Here is an 18,943-nt window from a genome sequence, read left to right as displayed (position 1 = left end):
CGGAGAGGACAGGCCCACCCCATGCCCATCGTCGATTTTCACAACCACGTCTATCCGCCCCGGTACGTCGAGGAGATCCGGAAGGGTCCCAGCGCGTACACCGTGACCGATGACGAAGACGGCAACCCGGTCCTGCACTCTCCCGGCGACTACAACATCCTGGTGCCCGGTCACCGGCTCATGGACGTGCGCCTGGAGGTCATGGACGCGGCCGGCGTAGACACGCACGTCATCACCTTCACGGCGCCCGGTACGCTCATCGAGACGCCGGACCGGTCCGCCGAACTCAGCAGCAGGGTCAATGATCTTTTCGCCGAGATTCAGCAGGCCCATCCGGACCGTCTGCCGGCCCTGGCCACGCTTCCGCTGAACAAGCCGGAGGCCTGCGCCGCCGAACTGGAACGGGCCGTCGGTTCGCTGGGCCTCAAAGGGGCGTGCGTGTACAGCAACGCCAACGGCGTGGCGCTCAGCGATCCGTGCTTCTGGCCCATGTACGAGATCGCGGACGATCGTGGAATGGCCGTCTTTATCCATCCCACCTTCCCCCTGGGCGTGGAGGCCATGCAGGACTACATGCTCATGCCCGCGGTGGGATTTCTCATGGATACGACCCTGGCCACGGCCAGCCTGCTCTTCAGCGGCGTGGTGGAGCGCTTTCCGAACATACGCTGGGTGCTGGGCCACCTGGGCGGCGCCGTGCCCTACCTCGCCGAGCGCTTCGACCGGTGCTACGAGGCCTTTCCGCAGTGCCGCGCCAACCTGGAGCACCATCCCACGGTCTACCTGAAGAACCAGTTCTACTACGACACGGTAAATTTCGACGTGGACGCGCTGCATTTTGCCCTGGGATTCGCCGGGGTCGATCGTATCCTGGCCGGAAGCGACTATCCCCACCAGATCGGCAGCATGCCGAAGATGATCGAGAGCATCAACGCGATGGACCTGACCGAAGAAGACCGCAAAGCCATTCTGGGAGGGAACACCGTCCGCCTGCTGGGGTTGTGATCGATCCACCGCCGGCCGGACCGCGTCCAGAGCAACCCGGTCCCGATGGGCGACGACACCGGTTCAACGTTCCAGCCTTCGAGATCGGAGTGTTAGATCCATGGACCTGAAACTCCGTGGCAAAAGAGCAATCGTCACCGGCGCCAGCCGGGGCATCGGACGTTGCTGCGCGCTGGCCCTGGCCCGTGAAGGCGCCCGCGTGTGCGGTACGGCCCGAAACCGGGACCTGCTGGACGAGGTGGTCCGGGAAATCGAAGCGGCGGGTGGCGAGGGACACGCGGTCACCGCCGACCTGACCTCGCTGGACGACTGCCGCAGGGTGGTCCGTGAGGCCGCCGACGCCTTCGGTGGTATCGACATCCTCGTCAACTGTGCCGGGGCGGCCCGGGGAGGCGACATCCTGGAGCTTCCCACGGAACAGATCGACGAGGGGTTGGCGCTCAAGGCCCACGGATACCTGAGGATGTCACAACTGGTGATCCCGCATATGCAGGAGAACCGTTGGGGGCGCATCGTCCATATCGCCGGCAGCGCGGGTACGAGCCCCGGCCGCGGCAACATCCCGTTGAGCGTGGCCAACATCGCCGTCCTGAACAGTACGCGGGCCCTGACAGACGCGGTTTCCGGCGACGGCATCCTGGTCAATGCCATATGTCCCGGCATGACAAACACCAAGCGTGCCCGGGACCTGCAGCAGGTGGAGGCCGACCGGCAGGGGCGCGACGTCGTGGACCTGCTTCGCGAAGCCGGCGAGCGGATTCCCGCCGGCCGCATCGCGGAACCGGAGGAGATCGCTACCGTGGCGACTTTTCTCGCGTCCGAACCCTGTTCGTATGTCTTCGGCACCGCCGTCTACATGGATGGCGGCGAGCGGCGGGGCACGCCCTGATGCCGGCACACAACCCTATGCCGGGGCACGCCCTGAAGCCGTTCGGGCGAGCACCGTTTCAACTGGCGCTCGCCTCTGTCGGCTTCATCGGTCGTTTACATCGATCGTCTACATTGGTCATTTCCAATAAAAAAGGAGAATCATCATGGCTGAGAACACCTCCAGGTCCTTCGCGGCGCATGCGGACGGCGCGGACTGGGTCAAGGGCCTGCGGCCCTATTTCGTGTACCGCGACCTGGGCATGAAGTCCGCCACCGAAGGCCGGGTGATGGCCCACGTCATCCGGGCCGCCCAGTCCTGCGACGGCCCCATGGGCTATCATTCCCACGAACTCGAGTTTCAGATGAACTACCTGCTGAAGGGCTGGGCGCGCATCGACCTGGCGGACGTGGGCGAGATCGAGGTGACCGCGGGCGACGCGTGGTACCAGGCGCCCGGCGTCGCCCATGAACTCATGGAGTACTCCGACGATTTCGAAGTCATCGAGATCACCATTCCGGGTGACTTCCCGACCATCGACGAAACGCGTTAGGAAAAGGCATGAGAGTTGGATTCATCGGGCTGGGCAACATGGGGAACCCCATGGCCGCCAGCCTCCTGCGCGCCGGACACGCCCTGCGCGTCCACGACCTGGACGAGGAAAAGGCCTCGAACCTGCTGGAGGCCGGGGCTACCTGGGCTTCGTCCCCCCGCGAGACGGCCGTAGGCGCCGATGCGGTCCTTACATCGCTGCCCGGTCCCGCCGTGGTGGAGACGGTCGTTCTGGGCGAGGACGGCGTGTTCGAAGGTCTCGGACGCGGGACCGCCTATATCGACACGAGCACGGGCGAACCGGGACTCATCCGGCGCATCGCCCATGAAGGTGCGGCGCGAGGCATCGACGTGCTCGACGCGCCGATCAGCGGCGGAGTATTCGGCGCCAGGGACGCCACCCTTACCGTCTTCGTCGGCGGGCCTCAGGCGGTGTTCGACCGGTACGCACCCCTTTTGCGCGATATGGGCGAAACGGTCGTCCGCATGGGGGATACCGGCAGCGGCGTAGCGACCAAGCTGGTGAACAATCTCATGATGTTCACCAATTTTATCGGCGCCTGCGAAGGGATGGCCATCGGCGCTCGGGCCGGCATCGATCCGCGTGAGTTAATCGAAGCCATCCGACCGAGCATGGGCCAAAGCCGGATGATGGAGCGGTGCCTGACCCGCTTCCTGGACGACCAGTCCCTGTATTCCGCCGTCGACCTCGGGGTCAAGGACATGCACCTGGGCGTGGAGCTCGGCAGGTCGCTCGACGTCCCGTTGGAAATCGCCCCTATGGTTGAGGACCTCCTGAGGCGTTACCAGGACCGGGGAAACGCACAGGCCGACATTCTGGAGTACATCGGAGATTACCTGAAACGGGCGGGCGTCGCGGGCGTCACGGGCGTCGACCCATCCGGAAAACCGTGAGGTAAACCATGCACTGGAAAACATCCATCATCCTTGCTGTGTTCCTGATACCGGGCGCCGTCATGCTGGGTGCTGCCGGGCCAGGCACCGCCGCGGCCGTACCGATCGCTGTTGCAGCCGCACCGGTCGCTATCCCGAGCTCCGCTATACCGGCCGCGATCGCCAACCCAGGCACGGACACATCATCCGCGACCGCCAATCCGCAGTCCGAATCCGGGTCGCTCGATATCCGGGGCGCCTGGAAACCGGAAGCGTACCGGCTCAAATCCGGTCCGGTCCACGAGGTGACCGGGCTGATCTCCTTCACCGAAAAGGACTGGTCGGTCCTCTTCTTCATCGTGACCGACGAGGGCCCCCGGAGGGGATCCGGCGAGGGGGGCACCTACACGCTGGAAGGGGACAAGCTGACCTTCCGCCACCTGTACAACCTCTCCGGCGGCCACGCCGTCGACGGTTTCGAGGCCAGCGAGCTGTCGATGAGGGTGAGGCCGGCGGACGCCGAAGACGCGCCTGCCGAACCCTGCACCATCACCATAGAAGATGATCTCCTGACCATCTTCTTCCCCAGCGGAAACCAGATGACCTTCCGCCGCAGTTCCCGTTGAAGTACGGGCCATTCCACGCCGGCGTCCGTATCCTTCTGCCGGGCCGGTCGTTCCACTGGACCGGTCCCACACCTGCCCCAACCCTTGCAGCCCGCGCTGACTATGATGATACATGCGCTTGAGGTCCCGGAATCAGTTGACTTGAACCGATAAACCGGCTTATCTTTGGACGCTGTCAAATAGCCGGATCGAGACCCGGAAACCAGTACATGCCATCCGAAGACCTGACCCGAGACATGAAGAGGACCGTCGGCATCGAGGCCGCCCGTATGGTCAGCCCGGGCGACGTGGTCGGATTGGGCACGGGATCGACGGCGGAGTTTATGATCGAGGAACTGGGGCGCCGCGTGCGGGAGGAGCAACTGGACATCGTCGGCATCCCCACGTCCTTCGACGCGTCGGTGCTGGCCCGCGGGAACGGCATCCCGCCGGGCACGCTGGACGACGTGGACCGGGTCCACATCGCCGTGGACGGCGCGGACGAGGTCGATCCCGCGATGAACCTGATCAAGGGCCGGGGCGCCGCTCACCTGCGCGAGAAGATCGTGGACGGCATGGCCGAACGGTTCGTCGTCATCGTGGACGAATCGAAACTGGTCGAACGGCTGGGCACGAAACGCCCCGTGCCGCTGGAAGTCCTGCCCATGGCCGTTCAGCCCGTCATGCGCACGGTCGTAGCACTGGGTGGCGAACCCGTGCTGCGGATGGCGGTCCACAAGGACGGGCCGGTCATCACGGACCAGGGGAACATGGTGGTGGACGCCCGTTTCGACGGGATCGACGACCCCGGTGAGATGGAGCGCACGCTCAACAACGTACCCGGCATCCTGGAGAACGGCCTCTTCGTCGGACTGGCGACCGAGGTCCTCGTCGGGAGGATATCCGGCGAGGGCCGGATCGAGATTGAAAGACGAACCTGAAACCCGGGGCCGGCCGGCGCGCTCCGACGTCCAATCGCTCCGACGTCCATTCGGTCCGATGGCCGCGCGACACTTACTGAGATGATTAAATGAACGATATCGGATACTTCAGCCTCCTGCTCGCCTTCATGACCGCGGCCTACGGCGGCGTGACCAGCGTGGTCGGCGCCCGGGCGCGGAACCCGCAGATGATCGCCAGCGGGGCCCACGGCGTCCTCGCCACCTTCGGCCTGCTGACCCTGTCGTCCATCGTGCTGATATACCACCTGTACACGGGCAACTTCCAGGTGGAGTACGTCGCCTCCTACACCAGCAGCACCCTGCCCGATTTCTACCGCGTCACCGCGATGTGGGCCGGGCAGAAGGGCTCCCTGCTCCTGTGGGTATGGACCCTGGCCCTGTTCGCGCTGGTGGTGCACCTGACGAACCGGGACCGGAACCAGACGCTGATCCCCTACGTCCACGCGGTGATGATGTCGGTGGTCCTGTTCTTCATCGCCCTGCTCATCTTCATGGCCGACCCCTTCGAGCTGCTTCCCTTCGTGCCCGCCGAGGGCCGCGGCCTGAACCCGGTGCTGCAGATGCCGCTCATGATCATCCACCCGCCCATCCTGTACCAGGGCTACGTGGGGACCGTGGTCCCCTTCGCTTTCGCTATGGCCGCGCTGATCACGGGGGAACTGGGCGACACGTGGATCCGGACGATCCGCCGATGGACCCTCTACGCCTGGTTCTTCCTCGGTTTCGGCCTGATGCTGGGCGGCCGGTGGGCCTACGTCGAGCTGGGATGGGGCGGATACTGGGCCTGGGACCCGGTGGAGAACGCGGCGCTCATGCCCTGGCTGACCATCACGGCCTTTCTCCATTCCGTGATGATCCAGGAGAAGAAGGGCATGCTGAAGATCTGGAACTTCATCCTGATCATCCTGACGTTCGGCCTGGTCTACTTCGGCACCTTTCTCACGCGGAGCGGGGTCGTCTCATCGGTCCATTCCTTCACCACCTCGGGCATCGGCCCCATGTTCCTGGGATTCGTCATCGTCTCGATGGTGTTGTCCTTCGCTCTCCTGATCAGCAGGCGCCGCGCCCTGAAGGCACGCAGCGAACTCGACTCCTTCGTCTCGAGAGAAAGCAGCTTCCTGCTGAACAACCTGGCCCTCGTCGGCGTGTGCTTCGCCATCCTGTGGGGGACCATATTCCCCGTGCTCTCCGAGGCGGTCAGCGGGGAGAAGATCACGGTGAGCGCGCCGTATTTCAACCAGATCAACGTGCCCCTGGGCCTCTTCCTGCTCTTTCTCACCGGCGCGGGCCCGCTCTTCGCCTGGCGCAAGACGTCCGTGCAGAGCCTGAAGCGGCATTTCTCCATACCCATCGCCTGCTTCCTCGCCGTGGCCGCCATCCTGCTCGCCTTCGGCATCCGGCACGTCTATGCCGTGCTTTCCTTCAGCATGTGCGCCTTCGTGGTCGGCGCAATCGGTCTGGAGTTCTACCGCGGCGCTCGCGCGCGCCGGTCGACGAACGAAGAATCCTGGCCCGCGGCCTTCTACCGCCTGGTCATGAGCTACAAGCGCCGGTACGGCGGTTACGTCGTCCACATCGCCATCGTGCTCCTCTTCGTGGGCTTCACGGGAAAGGCGTTCGACCGGGAGGAGAACTTCGCGGTCCGGGAGGGCGAGTCCTTCCAGATCAAGAACTACACGCTGGACTTCGATTCCCTCACCGAGACCAACATGGGCGAGTACGTGTCCTACGCCGGCCTGCTGCGCCTTTCCGTGGACGGCGAGCCCGTCGTGATGATGGCCCCTGAGAAGCGGCTCTACCCCATTCAGGACCAGGTGACTTCGGAAGTTTCCATCTGGTCGACAGTGAATGAGGACCTGTACGTGGTCCTGGCGGAACTGAACGAAACGCTTGACGTAGCTACATTTAAGGTCTACATTAATCCATTAGTAAACTGGGTCTGGGTCGGTACGGCGCTGCTCATGCTGGGAACGATCATCCTGTTCCTGCCGGATCGATTCGGAAGGAAACCAGGCGCACGCGAGCGGTCCGCATAACCGCGTCGCAGTTTAAAGTACGACAACCCGGATGATGCCACCGGAAACTGCATATTGTACGACTTGATTGGGTAACTCGATAAGCAGGATGGGGGCGCTCCTTAAGGAAGAACGGGCGCATCGGAACACGGATTTCACAAGCAAAACGCAAGATCGACACCGTTCCTGGCGAACAGGTGGAATCAGATTCAGTTCAACTTCAGATTTTACTTTGCTGAATTATGCACGCACTTTCCCGGCGCCGGAAGGCGAAGGCACTTTCTTAAGCGGAAAACATTGCAAACGCTTGACGGCAGATCGTCGGGAATACGCGCATAAACGCCCCTTCGGCGGAACGGTTCGAAAGATACGGGTGCCATCCCTTCCTCGCCCGTAAGCAAAACGCCCCTGCCGGCGAAAGCCGTCCCGGTCACACTCCGGTCCGGCGGCCAGCTTATCGAACATAATCCCGGGCTCGACGCAACTGTTCAATGCCACTGCGCTCGATACCACTAAAGGGATAAGCTGCTCTATCGCAGGGGGTGTTGTATGGAATTCCCATTGGAAAACCTGAACGGGTTATTGCTGCCTCTGGCCGCGCTGACCGTGTTTTCCGGTCTCGTCGGGCTGGTCATCGGCATGCTCTGGCGGCGCAGCAAAGCCGGCGAAATGGAGGAAAAGGCCCAGAAGCGCGCCCAGCGCCTTTTCAAGGAAATGGAAGTGCAGCGGCGGGCGGAGATGCTGGAGGAGAAGCGGAAATGGCACGACGCTAGGGAGGCCCAGGAGGAGGAAATCAACAGAAGGCAGTCCGCCCTGGTGAGCCAGGAGCAGGATATGATGGACCGGGAGAAAGAGTGCGAGCAGCGGAATGACAGCCTGAAGGACCGCGAGGACCAGACCAGCCTGCGGGAAGACGAACTGGAAAAGTCGGAAGAGCGGCTGAACGCGCAGGAAGTCCGCCTGAAGGAATCGGCCTCGGTATACCGCAACCGGCTGGAATCCCTGGCCAGGCTGACCTCCGAGGAAGCCAAGCAGCAGCTCAATAACGAACTCATCCGAGATGTGAAGCAGGAAGCCGAGCACCAGGTAAGGGACATACTGAAAACCGCGCAGACCAATGCCAACCGGGAAGCGAGACAGATTGTCACGCTGGCGATCAGCCGGTGCGCGGTGGATCAGTCCACGCAGACCAGCGTCGCGGTGGTTCCTCTGCCCAACGACCAGATAAAAGCCCGTATCATCGGGAAAGACGGCCGCAACATACGGACTTTCGAGGCGGCCAGCGAAGTCAAGGTGATGGTGGACGATACGCCCGAAGCCGTGGTCATCTCCTGTTTCGATCCCATTCGCCGGGAAATCGCACGGACGGCCATGGCGGATCTCGTATCCAACGGGAAGATCACCCAGAGCCGCATTGAGGAGATCATCGGACGGGCGCGGGAACAGATCGACAGCCGCCTGCTCTCGGAGGGTCAGCAGGCCGTCAACGAGCTCAAACTGAAATCTATGCACCCCGAGATGATGAAACTGGTCGGCCGGTTGCGGTTCCGTTCCAGTTACGGCCAGAACGCCCTGGATCACTCGAAGGAGGTGGCGTTCCTCACCGGGATGATGGCCGTCGAGATCGGCCTGGACGAAATACTCGCCCGGCGCTGCGGACTCCTGCATGACGTGGGCAAGGCCCTGGACCACGAGATGGAGGGATCCCACCCGGAAATCGGCCTGGCCTTCGCGGAAAAGTACGGCGAACCCGAGGAAGTCAAGAACGCCATCATCGCCCATCACAACGACGAGAACGAGGAAATCACCTCGCCGATCACCTTTCTGGTCGCCGCGGCGGACGCCATTTCCGGCGCCAGGCCCGGCGCTCGCAGGAATGATCCGGAAGACTATGTCCGCAGAGTGGTGGAACTGGAAGAACTCGCCCGTTCCTTCGACGGGGTGGCCGACGCCTACGCCATCAACGCCGGCCGTGAGATCCGGGTCATGGTCCGGCCGGACCAGGTGGACGACGACCGGACGCACACGCTGGCTTCCGAGATCTCCCAGAAGATCCGCAACGACCTGACCTATCCCGGACACATCAAGGTGACCGTCATCCGCGAAAAGATCGCCCACAGGATGACGAACAAGCGGGACGACCAGCAGCATAGCGGACGTCGAAGGTCGTACGGACGAAACCGGAACCGGCGACAAGCTGCGGCGTCCAGCGGACAGGCGGCGGGATAGCCACGCCGCGCAGCGGATTCCCGTGTCTCTTACCGAAGAAATCAAGGCCCATGCCGCGTCGCTCGGATTCGATCTTGCCGGCGTAACGACGGCCGATCCACCCCGCCACGGGGGTTACTACGCCGAATGGGTCGAGCAGGGCCTGGCCGGCGAGATGGCCTACCTGGAACGCCAGATCGAGAAGCGGCAGGATCCGCGGAAAATCCTGCCGCACGCCCGGTCCCTCGTCGTGGTCGCCATGAATTACCGGTGTCCGGACCCGGACCCCGTCTCCGAAAATACGCCCGAAAACACACCGGACCTCATGCCGGGGCACACGCTCGGTGGCTCGCACGAAGGTACGTCCGAAAGTACCCCTCGCGGCAAAATCGCCCGGTACGCCCGGGGCGACGATTACCATGACGTGATGAAAGAGAAGCTGCTGGCGCTGCTTCGATTCGTGCAGGACCGGGCCGACCGTCCCGTGGAAGGGAAGGTATACGTGGACACGGGGCCCGTGCTGGAACGGGAATTCGCCGTCCGCGCCGGCCTGGGGTGGTTCGGGAAGCATACCAACCTCATCCACAAGCGCGTGGGATCGTGGCTGTTGATCGGGGAGATCCTCCTCGACATCGAACTGGACCCGGACGGGCCCGAGGCCGATCACTGCGGCACGTGCACCCTGTGCCTCGAAGCCTGTCCCACGGACGCCATCGTCGAACCCTACGTGGTCGATTCGCGCCGCTGCATCTCCTACCATACCATAGAACTGAAAGGCGCCATTCCCCTGGAGTACCGCGCGGCAATGGGAGACCGCGTGTTCGGGTGCGACGACTGCCAGGATGTCTGTCCATGGAACCGCCGCGCGCCCGAAACCGGTCATCCGGCCTTCGCTGCCCGTCCCTGGAACGAATTGCCGGACCTCGTCGAAATGTTGGGGATGACGTCGGAGACGTTCAGGACCCGGTTCAAGGGCAGTCCCATCAAACGGACGAAGCGGCGCGGCCTGCTGCGGAACGCCGCCGTGGCCCTGGGCAACACGAAGGACCCTGGAGTGGTTTCCGCCCTCGCCGATTCGCTGGGCGACGACGAACCGCTGGTCCGGGGCCATGCGGCCTGGGCGCTGGGGAACGTGGGTGGCACAACGGCGCTGGCGGAACTGAAGAAGGCGCGGAAGACCGAGGAAGATCCGTGGGTTGTCGCGGAAATAGACCGGGCGCTTGCCGAGTGCGAGGCGTCATGAGCGCGTCGCGAGGCGTCCTGATGGTACATACTTTTTTCTAAAAGCCCTTGCCTCCCCGGAGGTTGACCATATATTTCAGGTGGCTTTGGAGGCAGTTGCCGGGCGGTGGATCGACGTCCGGCGGCTTGTTCGGTATCTGAATCGCAGGCATGGATATGATTAGACACCTCCCGCTCATAGGCCTTGTGATCCTCGTCGGTTGCGCCGCCCCCCGGACCCTTGAACCGGTCGCGCGCACGACGCCCCCGGCCGGTACGGCGGATACCGCCGGGAATACCGTCGCGGTGGAGGAACTGCCGGACCCGAATCTTACCCTCGATCACGTCACCCCGTCCGATTCCCTGGCGATGAAGGATCCGGCCAGCCTGCTTGCCGACGCCAGGCTGCGATATGACGCGGCCCTCTCGGCGCTGGAGCGATCCGACACAACGGCCGCGCGCGCCGCGGTCGATGAAGTGCTTGAACTGCTCGTGTTGCTGAGCGACGACCAGAAGCACGCGGCCACACCCGAGCAGGCCGAACTCCTCACGAGGCTTGGACCGCTGGTGGACCGTATCCAGAACAGGCGCCGCGCCGCCGCCGAAGTCCGGGGTTCGATCCCCAGGGTACTCAACCGCCGCGTCACCCAACAGATCAATCTGTTTCTCAAAGACCGAAGCCTGAACATACTCAAGACCGCGTACCAGCGGTCCGGGCGCTACACCCCGATGATCCGCGAAGAACTGGCCGCCAGGGGAATGCCGCCGGAGCTTCAATGGCTTCCCATCGTCGAAAGCGGCTTCAAGCCCAGGGCGTTCTCGTGGGCGTCCGCGGCGGGCATGTGGCAGTTCATCTACGATACGGGAAAACGGTACGGACTCCAGCGGTCCGGCTGGGTAGACGACCGCTTTGACCCCATCAAGGCCACCCCGGCGGCCCTTGCCTACCTGGGCGACCTGTACACCATGTTCGACGACTGGTTTCTCGCCATGGCGGCATACAACTGCGGGGAGTACCGGGTGCTCCGCGAGATCAACCGGACGGGGAACCGGGATTACTGGAAAATGCGGCTGCCCAGGGAGACCCGGAACTACGTGCCCAAGTTCCTCGCGGTGCTGCATATTCTAGAGAACCCGGAGAAATACGGCGTTGAACTGCCGGATACCTACGAACCCCATCTTATCGAAGAGGTCCGCATCGACAAGTCCGTCGCGTTGCAGCATGTCGCCGAACTGCTCGCCATGTCGCAGGACGATCTCAAGGCGCTGAACACCGATATCCGGTATGGCGTGACACCGCCCACCGGGTATTCGCTGCGCGTACCCCTGGGCGCGGGTTCGACCCTTCTCGGCAGTCTCCACGAGCTACCGGAGTCGGATTTCAAGCCCCCTCCCGAGGTACGCAGGTACCGCGTGCGGCGGGGTGATACACTGGGCCACATCGCCCGCAGATTCCGGACTTCGGTCAGCAGACTCCGGAGCATGAACCGGATCCGGGGCAGCCTGATCCGCATCGGCCAGGTCCTCCGCGTACCCGGAAGGAACTACAATGGAGGTCTATGGGCCGGGCAGGCGGCTTCGTACGGTACGTCGAGGGACGCCGCCACGCACACCGTCCGACGCGGCGACTCGCTGACCCGCATCGCCCGGTACTACGGGACGTCCGTCGTCGCGCTGAAGCTGGCCAACGGGTTGCGTGGAGACCTCATCCACCCCGGCCAGGTGCTTCGCCTGTCCGGAAACGGAGGCGGAAGGGGAACAGGCGGTGCGGTGACCTACAACATCAGGTCGGGGGACACGCTGGCGCGGATCGCCCGGGCCTTCAAGGTTACCCTCGCGGCCCTGATGCGGGCAAACCCCGACGTGCAGGCCAGGCGGCTGCAAATCGGTCAGCGGATCGTCATACCGGGTTGACCCGTCGTTCCGGGGTCACGCAGTACCCGGATCACGCGGGACCGATAGAGGAGCAAGCGTAATGGGATATGTCAAGGCGGCGGAACTGGATGAGTTGAGTCCGGGCCAGATGAAGATGGTCTCGATCAGCGGGAAGGAGATCGTCCTCTGCAACGTGGACGGGAAGTACTATGCCGCCGACAATTTCTGCCCCCACATGGGCGCGCCCCTGAGCGAAGGGGAATTGGACGGCACCGACCTCTGGTGTCCGTTCCACGGCGCGTCTTTCGATGTGACCACCGGCGACGTCCTGTCGCCTCCTGCCTACGAAAACCTCACCTGCTTCCCGGTCCGGGTGACCGGCGACGCCGTGGAAATAGAAATTTAGCCATCAGCCGTTGACGTCAGCCATTGACGTCAGCCACTGAAATGTTCGTACCCCTGCGGCCGCAGGGGCCGGGGTCCGGAGTGATCCGTAATGGTGCATCCCCTGTCGGCGGAGACGCATTCTCCAATGGGGGTCAGCATCGTTCCGGTATGATCCGCAAGCTCGTTCGCCAGTTGCTCCACCCCTTCCGGCGCAATAGCGCACAGCAGTTCGAATTCCTCGCCGCTCTCCAGGGCCGTCCCAACGGGATCCAGCCGAAGCTCCTCCATGGCCCGCCTGGTTTCCTCTGCGATAGGCAGGGCGTTCCCATCCAGGTTCAACCCTACCTCGCTACCGTGCGCCACGTGAAGGGCGTCTGAACTCAGCCCATCGCTCACGTCGATCATGGCGCGGACCCACCCGCTGTTTGACAGAAGAACACCCTCTCGGACCCGCGGAACGGGGGTGCGGTGGCGGCATAGTACGCCTTCGAACCGGTCCGCCGGCTGCTCCGAATCCGGACGCACCGCCGTCCGTGGCGTCGCCGACCGCTCCGTCGTCCCTTGTGTTGCCGGCCCTTGTGTTGCCGGCCTTCCCGCGGCCGGGCTCCCTGCGGTCGACTGTTCCCGTGCCGAACGCAGCAGGCGCAGGCCGGTCTCGCTCGCGCCCAGGTGTCCGGTCACGCACAGGATGTCACCCACCCGGGCGCCGCTGCGCCGCGTGATGTGTTCCTCCGCGGCTTCTCCGCTCACCGTGATGGAGATGACGGTCGGCCCGTCCAGACCGACCACCGAACTCAGATCGCCTCCGACGATGGACACGGGATGGCCGGCGTGTCCGGCCAGGTCTTGAAACCCCGCGTACAACGCCTCCACGTCCTCCATGGACCGATGGGCAGGAAGGCAGAGGGTGGTCAGTGCGTGCCGGGGCACGCCGCCCATGGCCGCAATATCGCTGTAATTGGCGGCCATGCACTTCCATCCGATCTGCCGCCAGGACGAGAAGGCCAGGTCGAAGTCCACGCCTTCCACGAAGGTGTCGGTCGTCAGCAGGGTCGTCATGCCGGGTGCGGGCACTACGGCCGCGGCGTCATCGCCGATCCCCATCAGGACGCTCGGATTCGCCTCGGGCACCGCGTGCCCGATACGCCGGATCACCTCGAATTCGCCCGGAAGTCCCGCGCCTTCCTTACGATGCTCCACGGTTCATCTTCCCCTTCTCGCGCGGCCGGCCGCGCATGCGCGCATCCCTGCGCTTGGTTCAAAACTGCCGCGCAAGCACGCATCCCCGCGCCTAATTCATAACTGCCGCGCGGCCTTGCACGCGTACCTACCCGCCCTTGCCGAACCGCCCTTCGACCCGCTCCCTCGAGCGCGTGAATATTTCAATGCCAGCCGTAACGCCCCCACCGAAGAGCAACCCCTCCAGGGCGCCCAGGGCGACCTGGGTAGTACGGCCGAACTCTCCTTCCCCGAAGATCGTCGCGATGGTTTCAAGCCGTATCTGCGACGCATCGAAAGACTGCCGCAGGGTTTCCAGGCTGGCCGTGAACATGTTACCGCCCATCACAGTCAGGAGGATGCTGGCGATCATGCCGCCCAGTGCGCCGAAGACGATATAGAGCAGGCTTCGCCACTGCCCGGGCCGCCTTGCCAGATAGTAGGTGACGACCGGTCCGAGAGCCACGCCCGCGCCGATGAAGGCGCCTTCGAGACCGCCGGTCAGGCTCGCGGGTTGCCGGCCGAACAGGGTCTGTATGGTATCGGCACTGTACAGGCTGAACGCGGCGCCCACCATGCCGCCGCCCAGCGCGCCGCCCAGTACACCGAGCCACCGGCCGTATTTTCCGGATACGCGCCGGAGCGCGACCATGCCGAAGGACACGCCCGCACCGCCGAATGCCCCGCCGAACAGGCCCAGGCCGGCCAGGACGAAAATGGGCGTAAGCGCCTCCGACGACAGGCCGGAACTAACGGCGGCCAGGGCGGTTCCGAGGAGCAGCCCGCCGAACAGGCCGGACACGGCACCGCCGAACGTACCTCCTATGCCTTGCTGCATGATGTCGATCCCGCCCTGTTGCAGGCGCATCAGTATGAAACCTACCATCACCATGACGCGGTACAGCCGGGAAAGCTTGACCGACCGGTTCTGTTCCCGCAGAAAGGCCAGGCTGACCGCGCGCTGGAGGCGGCTTACGGACTCGTTTCCCGTGGGTCGGGTCAGTATCGATTCCACGGCCGAACCGAACCAGTCCGCCAGCTCGATACTTGCCGCCCGGCGCACGCTCAGCATGGGATCCCGCAACGCAAGGTTCCGGAGCCGGTTGTTCAGCGCCGCGCAGCGCACGGGCCGGGATGACTCCACCGCCCGCTTGCGGACTTCCCGGCGATCATTGTACATGGCCTCCAGAATCACGTTCACCGCATCCGGGACCTTTTCAACCAGCCAGGCCGGAACGGGCCGGTCCCGGTTGAGCAGGCTGATACAGAGCAGGTACGCTTCGTCGCCAGAGACGCCGATTTCCTCCAGGTACGGCGCGAGCAGGTCCAGGCTTTCGCGGTCCATGATGAGCTGGTAGGTCCTGTAATTCTCCACCGAACGTTCGAGCAGGCTCCGTGCCTGCTTCGCTTCGTAAACGCTGCCGGTCAGCCAGCGGGACACCTCCGGAATCATGCATTCGTGGGCGAGTTCCAGCCACCCTTCCCCTTCCTGGTTTCTGCGCCGGACGATACGGGCGTCGACCAGTTCCCCGAGCAGCGTGCCGAGGGTGTCGGCGTCGTAACGGTCGCCGGTCTGGATCCGCGCAGCCAGATCGGCCTCCCGCACGACGATGAGCCGCTCCTCCGCAGAGATGAGCGCCAGCAGCACCTGCTGTACCACGGACAGGTCGGCCGCCGAAAACCGGCGGAGGACCCTGGCGAGATAGTCGGCCAGGATCTGCGAAGCGCCGCCCAGCTGGTCGTAGGCCGATTCCGTGATGAGGTTTTTCGTATTGCGCTGATCGTATAGCGTATCGCACACGATCTGCAGGTGAGGTGGATCGACGGAGTTCTCGTCGGAGAGATCCTCCAGCAGGCGGTCGACGAGTGCGTCTTCGAACCGGCAGCCGACCCGCCAGGCGGGACCCGTGATGGCCTGTGCGGCCTGTTCGGAGGTCAGACGGCCGAGACGGTATTCATGGTGGAAGATCTCCGGGACCGCCGGTTTGAGCCGGCTCATCTCCGCGAGCATGTCCTCCCGCATTACGAAGACGAACTGCAGGGGAAGCGCATCGTCCTCCATGATCACGGCGAGTTCATCGATGAACGCCTTCCGGCCCTGTTCATCGAGCAGGAGAAAGAACTCTTCGAACTGGTCCAGCATGACGACGATCCGGGATGCGGGGCCGGACCAGTGCCGGTGCAGCAGATCCTGCAGAGAAACGCCGTCCGGATCGAAGCCGCCCGCACCGTTATCCGTTACGAGCCGGCGGACCATCCGCTGCATGTGCTGCAGCGGATCGGTGAAACTCCGGATGATACACGTCAGGTGACCCTGGTCCTGCAACCTCGGGATGACGCCAGCCCGGAGGATCGAACTCTTGCCGACGCCGGAACGGCCGTAGAGGAGGAACGAGCGCCGGGCAAGAATGCGGGAGCAGATGTTCTCGATCTCCTCTTCGCGGCCGAAGAACAGGCCCTGGTCGTTTTCGGTGTAGTAGTCGAGGAACTTGTACGGACGGGTCGGCTCGTCTTTGGTCGCCTGCGGGGACGGTTCATCCACGATCTCCACCGCTTCGCCGATGAAGACGTACCCATGCTTCGGCACCGTTTTGACGTAACGGGGATTCGACGCGTCATCCTCCAGCTGCTTCCGGATCGACTTGATACACTGGGTCAGCGCCGTATCGCTGACGATCACGTGCTCCCAGACTTCGTCGAAGATGCGGTTCTTCTCTACAAGCTGTCCCGCATTGGATACCAGCAGCACCAGTACGTCGAAATACCTGGAACTCAAAGGCAGCACGGCGTGTTTCCGGCGAACCTGGCGGTTCTGGATGTCCAGCACGAAATCGTCGAAACGGAAGCCTTTGGCGGCGGTCTGTTGCGTCATTCGGGACTCAATTTGCGGATTCCGACGAAAAAAATGACGGATTCATACGTTCCTCACAGAATACTCACGGGGACCTCATGCAATTCATATTCGGTATGAATATAATCCCCTTATGAACATATGTCTAATTTTCCACCGAGGCACGGCGGCCAGAGCGTTCTTCCTGAAAATCCATTCACTTGCGAATCCGATTGTGAGCGCGCGCCGCTCGTGTTTAATTACACCTTAGAAAAGGGGGTAAGCGAGATGTTATCCCATTTCTGCACCATTCCCGAGGCCGTGGAAGAAATAAGAGCAGGACGGGTGCTGATCGTCATCGATGACGAGAACCGCGAGAACGAAGGCGACTTCATGGTAGCCGCCGAAAAGGTCACGCCCGAAATCATCAACTTCATGTCGAGGCACGGACGGGGGTTGATCTGCCTGCCCACCACGAAACAGCGGCTCGCCGAGCTGGACATCCCCATCATGGTCGATGGGAAAACGTCGACGGCGGACACGCCATTCACGGTATCCGTGGATGCGATAAACGGCGTGACGTCCGGCATTTCCGCCCATGACCGGGCGGTAAGCGCTCAACTGTTCGTGAACCCGAATACGACACCGGAGGACTTCGAACGGCCGGGTCACCTCTTTCCGTTGCAGGCACGCGACGGCGGCGTGCTGGAAAGGGACGGGCACACCGAGGCCACGGTCGACCTGATGCGGCTGGCCGGTCTCTACCCGGCGGGTGTCCTGTGCGAGGTGCTGGACGAGGACGGCTCCATGGCCCGTCTTCCCCGCCTGGTCGAAATCGCCGACGAGCATCATCTGAAAATCGCAACCATCAAGGACCTCATCGAGTACCGCCTCGAAGAGGAACTCGTACTGGAATTCGCCTGCAGCGGTGGGTAAGGCAGCGGAACCCGGCTGAACCACGGCCGGAGCGAGTAGTACACGTACCGGCATCCTGCCGCCGGCCGCCTGCGGGTAAGCCCGACGCCTGGTCAGACGATCCCAGCGTTCAGTCTGGGAGGTCGACCAGGCGGGGCAGGCGAGCCAGGCAGTCCAGGCAGTCCAGGCAGTCCAGGCAGTCCAGGCAGTCCAGGCGGACCGGGAGACGGTCTTTCCGCGTCTTATTCATGTCTCAGTTACCTGACTATTTGCCGGAAGCCGTACTCCGGTTCAATGATCTCGCGCTCGACGCGCTGCCCGGCGCCGGGGACGCCTCCCTGGAGTCCGCTCACCGGTACTGCAGGCACCTCGCGCGCCGGCACTACGAGAACTTCATCGTCGTTTCCCCCTTTCTGCCCAGCGCGCTCCGGCGGCACTTCTACCATGTCTACGCCTACTGCCGGTGGTCCGACGACCTCGCCGACGAAACCGGAGACACGGACCTGTCCCTCGAGCTGCTCGACTGGTGGGATGCCGAATTACAGGCCTGTTACGACAACGAATTCCGTCATCCGGTCTTCATCGCCCTGCGGGAAACGATCGACCGGTTCGACATACCGATTGCCCCGTTCCGGGACCTGCTGACCGCGTTCCGACAGGACCAGGTCGTGACGCGTTACCGGACCTACGCTGACGTGCTCGATTACTGCCGTTATTCCGCCAATCCCGTGGGCCGTCTCGTGCTCTACCTGTGCGGCTACCGGGACAGGGAACGCCAGTTGCTGTCCGACGCCACGTGCACCGCGCTCCAGCTGGCCAACTTCTGGCAGGATGTGCGAGTAGACCTGGAAAAGGGCCGGATCTACCTGCCTATGGAGGATCTGGACCGGTACCATTACACCGAAGAGGACCTGGAGGCCGGGGTCGTCGACGATCGATTCAGGGGACTGATGGCGTACCAGGTGAACCGAACGCGCAAGCTGTTCGATGAGGGGCTCGGATTGTGCGGAATGGTGGACGCGAGGGTCGGACTGGACATCGAACTGTTCAACCGGTGCGGTTCCGCCCTGCTGGACCAGATCGAAAGACGGCGTTTCGACGTGCTGACCCGGCGGCCCACCCTGTCAACCGCACGGAAGACCGGCCTGTTCATGAAATACGCACTGAAACGACTATGGATTCGCTAGAACGTTCCTATGACTTCTGCCGCGCAGTGGCGAAATCGAGGGCGAAGAACTTCTACTATTCCTTCCTCGTCCTGCCGGCCGAACGAAGGCGGGCCATGTGTGCGGTCTACGCCTTCATGCGCTACTGTGACGATATCGTCGACGAGGAGACCGGGGAAACCGGCGCGACCGGGACGGCCGGCGCAACCGGCACGACCGGGA

General features: G+C 63.4%; 15 protein-coding genes and 1 pseudogene. 14 read left to right on the top strand and 2 right to left on the bottom strand.

Annotated elements, in window-relative coordinates; translation table 11 throughout:
- Nucleotides 1-21: 21 nt before the first annotated feature.
- The 11 genes from OXH56_09545 (at nucleotide 22) to OXH56_09495 (ending at nucleotide 12,611) form a co-directional block, all read left to right on the top strand.
- The gene (locus OXH56_09545; protein MCY3555550.1) at nucleotides 22-1,005 is read left to right on the top strand and encodes an amidohydrolase family protein; all 984 of its coding nucleotides are present in this window, start codon (nucleotides 22-24) and stop codon (nucleotides 1,003-1,005) included.
- 100 nt (nucleotides 1,006-1,105) lie between these two features.
- Entirely contained in the window at nucleotides 1,106-1,894 is a 789-nt protein-coding gene (locus OXH56_09540; protein MCY3555549.1) for an SDR family oxidoreductase, read from the top strand.
- 145 nt (nucleotides 1,895-2,039) lie between these two features.
- The gene (locus OXH56_09535) at nucleotides 2,040-2,426 is read left to right on the top strand and encodes a cupin domain-containing protein (protein ID MCY3555548.1); all 387 of its coding nucleotides are present in this window, start codon (nucleotides 2,040-2,042) and stop codon (nucleotides 2,424-2,426) included.
- Nucleotides 2,427-2,434: 8 nt separating this feature from the next.
- Nucleotides 2,435-3,340: an NAD(P)-dependent oxidoreductase gene (locus tag OXH56_09530; protein ID MCY3555547.1), complete on the top strand. Its 906-nt coding sequence runs from the start codon at nucleotides 2,435-2,437 to the stop codon at nucleotides 3,338-3,340.
- An 8-nt stretch (nucleotides 3,341-3,348) separates the two neighbouring features.
- Nucleotides 3,349-3,945 carry a hypothetical protein gene (locus OXH56_09525; protein ID MCY3555546.1) on the top strand — a complete coding sequence of 199 codons (597 nt, stop codon included), beginning with the start codon at nucleotides 3,349-3,351 and terminating at the stop codon, nucleotides 3,943-3,945.
- A gap of 209 nt (nucleotides 3,946-4,154) precedes the next feature.
- Nucleotides 4,155-4,865: a ribose-5-phosphate isomerase RpiA gene (gene rpiA, locus OXH56_09520; protein ID MCY3555545.1), complete on the top strand. Its 711-nt coding sequence runs from the start codon at nucleotides 4,155-4,157 to the stop codon at nucleotides 4,863-4,865.
- Between the two features lie 89 nt (nucleotides 4,866-4,954).
- Nucleotides 4,955-6,922 carry a heme lyase CcmF/NrfE family subunit gene (locus OXH56_09515; protein MCY3555544.1) on the top strand — a complete coding sequence of 656 codons (1,968 nt, stop codon included), beginning with the start codon at nucleotides 4,955-4,957 and terminating at the stop codon, nucleotides 6,920-6,922.
- A gap of 528 nt (nucleotides 6,923-7,450) precedes the next feature.
- Nucleotides 7,451-9,130, top strand: coding sequence for a ribonuclease Y (gene rny, locus OXH56_09510; GenBank protein ID MCY3555543.1), 1,680 nt, complete (start codon nucleotides 7,451-7,453; stop codon nucleotides 9,128-9,130).
- Between the two features lie 22 nt (nucleotides 9,131-9,152).
- Nucleotides 9,153-10,352 carry a tRNA epoxyqueuosine(34) reductase QueG gene (gene queG / locus OXH56_09505; GenBank protein MCY3555542.1) on the top strand — a complete coding sequence of 400 codons (1,200 nt, stop codon included), beginning with the start codon at nucleotides 9,153-9,155 and terminating at the stop codon, nucleotides 10,350-10,352.
- A 155-nt stretch (nucleotides 10,353-10,507) separates the two neighbouring features.
- Complete coding sequence (locus OXH56_09500) at nucleotides 10,508-12,244, top strand: LysM peptidoglycan-binding domain-containing protein (protein MCY3555541.1); 1,737 nt, start codon at nucleotides 10,508-10,510, stop codon at nucleotides 12,242-12,244.
- 61 nt (nucleotides 12,245-12,305) lie between these two features.
- Entirely contained in the window at nucleotides 12,306-12,611 is a 306-nt protein-coding gene (locus OXH56_09495; GenBank protein ID MCY3555540.1) for a non-heme iron oxygenase ferredoxin subunit, read from the top strand.
- 29 nt (nucleotides 12,612-12,640) lie between these two features.
- Here OXH56_09495 and OXH56_09490 read toward each other — a convergent pair whose 3' ends face one another.
- Both OXH56_09490 and OXH56_09485 read right to left on the bottom strand, forming a co-directional pair.
- Nucleotides 12,641-13,792 carry a thiamine-phosphate kinase gene (locus tag OXH56_09490; GenBank protein ID MCY3555539.1) on the bottom strand — a complete coding sequence of 384 codons (1,152 nt, stop codon included), beginning with the start codon at nucleotides 13,790-13,792 and terminating at the stop codon, nucleotides 12,641-12,643.
- A 127-nt stretch (nucleotides 13,793-13,919) separates the two neighbouring features.
- Nucleotides 13,920-16,682, bottom strand: coding sequence for a winged helix-turn-helix domain-containing protein (locus tag OXH56_09485; protein MCY3555538.1), 2,763 nt, complete (start codon nucleotides 16,680-16,682; stop codon nucleotides 13,920-13,922).
- 246 nt (nucleotides 16,683-16,928) lie between these two features.
- On the opposite strand from OXH56_09485, the pseudogene ribB reads away from it, so the two are divergent.
- From ribB to OXH56_09470, 3 genes and pseudogenes are all read left to right on the top strand, one after another.
- Nucleotides 16,929-17,552: pseudogene (gene ribB / locus OXH56_09480) on the top strand (3,4-dihydroxy-2-butanone-4-phosphate synthase).
- 251 nt (nucleotides 17,553-17,803) lie between these two features.
- Nucleotides 17,804-18,742, top strand: a complete 939-nt coding sequence (gene hpnC, locus OXH56_09475) for a squalene synthase HpnC (protein MCY3555537.1) — start codon at nucleotides 17,804-17,806, stop codon at nucleotides 18,740-18,742.
- On the top strand, nucleotides 18,730-18,943 hold a 214-nt coding region (locus OXH56_09470), incomplete at its 3' end, for a squalene/phytoene synthase family protein (GenBank protein MCY3555536.1). The genes hpnC and OXH56_09470, both read left to right, overlap by 13 nt.

The sequence above is a fragment of the Gemmatimonadota bacterium genome (assembly GCA_026702745.1).
Taxonomy (GTDB): Bacteria; JAAXHH01; JAAXHH01; order JAAXHH01; family JAAXHH01; genus JAAXHH01.
Note: the sequence above shows the minus strand (reverse complement) of the source record. Positions and strands in the feature narration are given on the sequence as shown.

What these genes read in the sequence shown, in the direction of transcription:
- OXH56_09515 (MCY3555544.1), top strand. Translation starts at nt 4,955, where the DNA reads ATGAACGATATCGGATACTTCAGCCTCCTGCTCGCCTTCATGACCGCG.
- hpnC (MCY3555537.1), top strand. Translation starts at nt 17,804, where the DNA reads ATGTCTCAGTTACCTGACTATTTGCCGGAAGCCGTACTCCGGTTCAAT.
- OXH56_09525 (MCY3555546.1), top strand. Translation starts at nt 3,349, where the DNA reads ATGCACTGGAAAACATCCATCATCCTTGCTGTGTTCCTGATACCGGGC.
- OXH56_09530 (MCY3555547.1), top strand. Translation starts at nt 2,435, where the DNA reads ATGAGAGTTGGATTCATCGGGCTGGGCAACATGGGGAACCCCATGGCC.
- rpiA (MCY3555545.1), top strand. Translation starts at nt 4,155, where the DNA reads ATGCCATCCGAAGACCTGACCCGAGACATGAAGAGGACCGTCGGCATC.
- OXH56_09540 (MCY3555549.1), top strand. Translation starts at nt 1,106, where the DNA reads ATGGACCTGAAACTCCGTGGCAAAAGAGCAATCGTCACCGGCGCCAGC.
- OXH56_09495 (MCY3555540.1), top strand. Translation starts at nt 12,306, where the DNA reads ATGGGATATGTCAAGGCGGCGGAACTGGATGAGTTGAGTCCGGGCCAG.
- OXH56_09545 (MCY3555550.1), top strand. Translation starts at nt 22, where the DNA reads ATGCCCATCGTCGATTTTCACAACCACGTCTATCCGCCCCGGTACGTC.
- OXH56_09485 (MCY3555538.1), bottom strand. Translation starts at nt 16,682, where the DNA reads ATGACGCAACAGACCGCCGCCAAAGGCTTCCGTTTCGACGATTTCGTG.
- OXH56_09500 (MCY3555541.1), top strand. Translation starts at nt 10,508, where the DNA reads ATGATTAGACACCTCCCGCTCATAGGCCTTGTGATCCTCGTCGGTTGC.
- OXH56_09535 (MCY3555548.1), top strand. Translation starts at nt 2,040, where the DNA reads ATGGCTGAGAACACCTCCAGGTCCTTCGCGGCGCATGCGGACGGCGCG.
- rny (MCY3555543.1), top strand. Translation starts at nt 7,451, where the DNA reads ATGGAATTCCCATTGGAAAACCTGAACGGGTTATTGCTGCCTCTGGCC.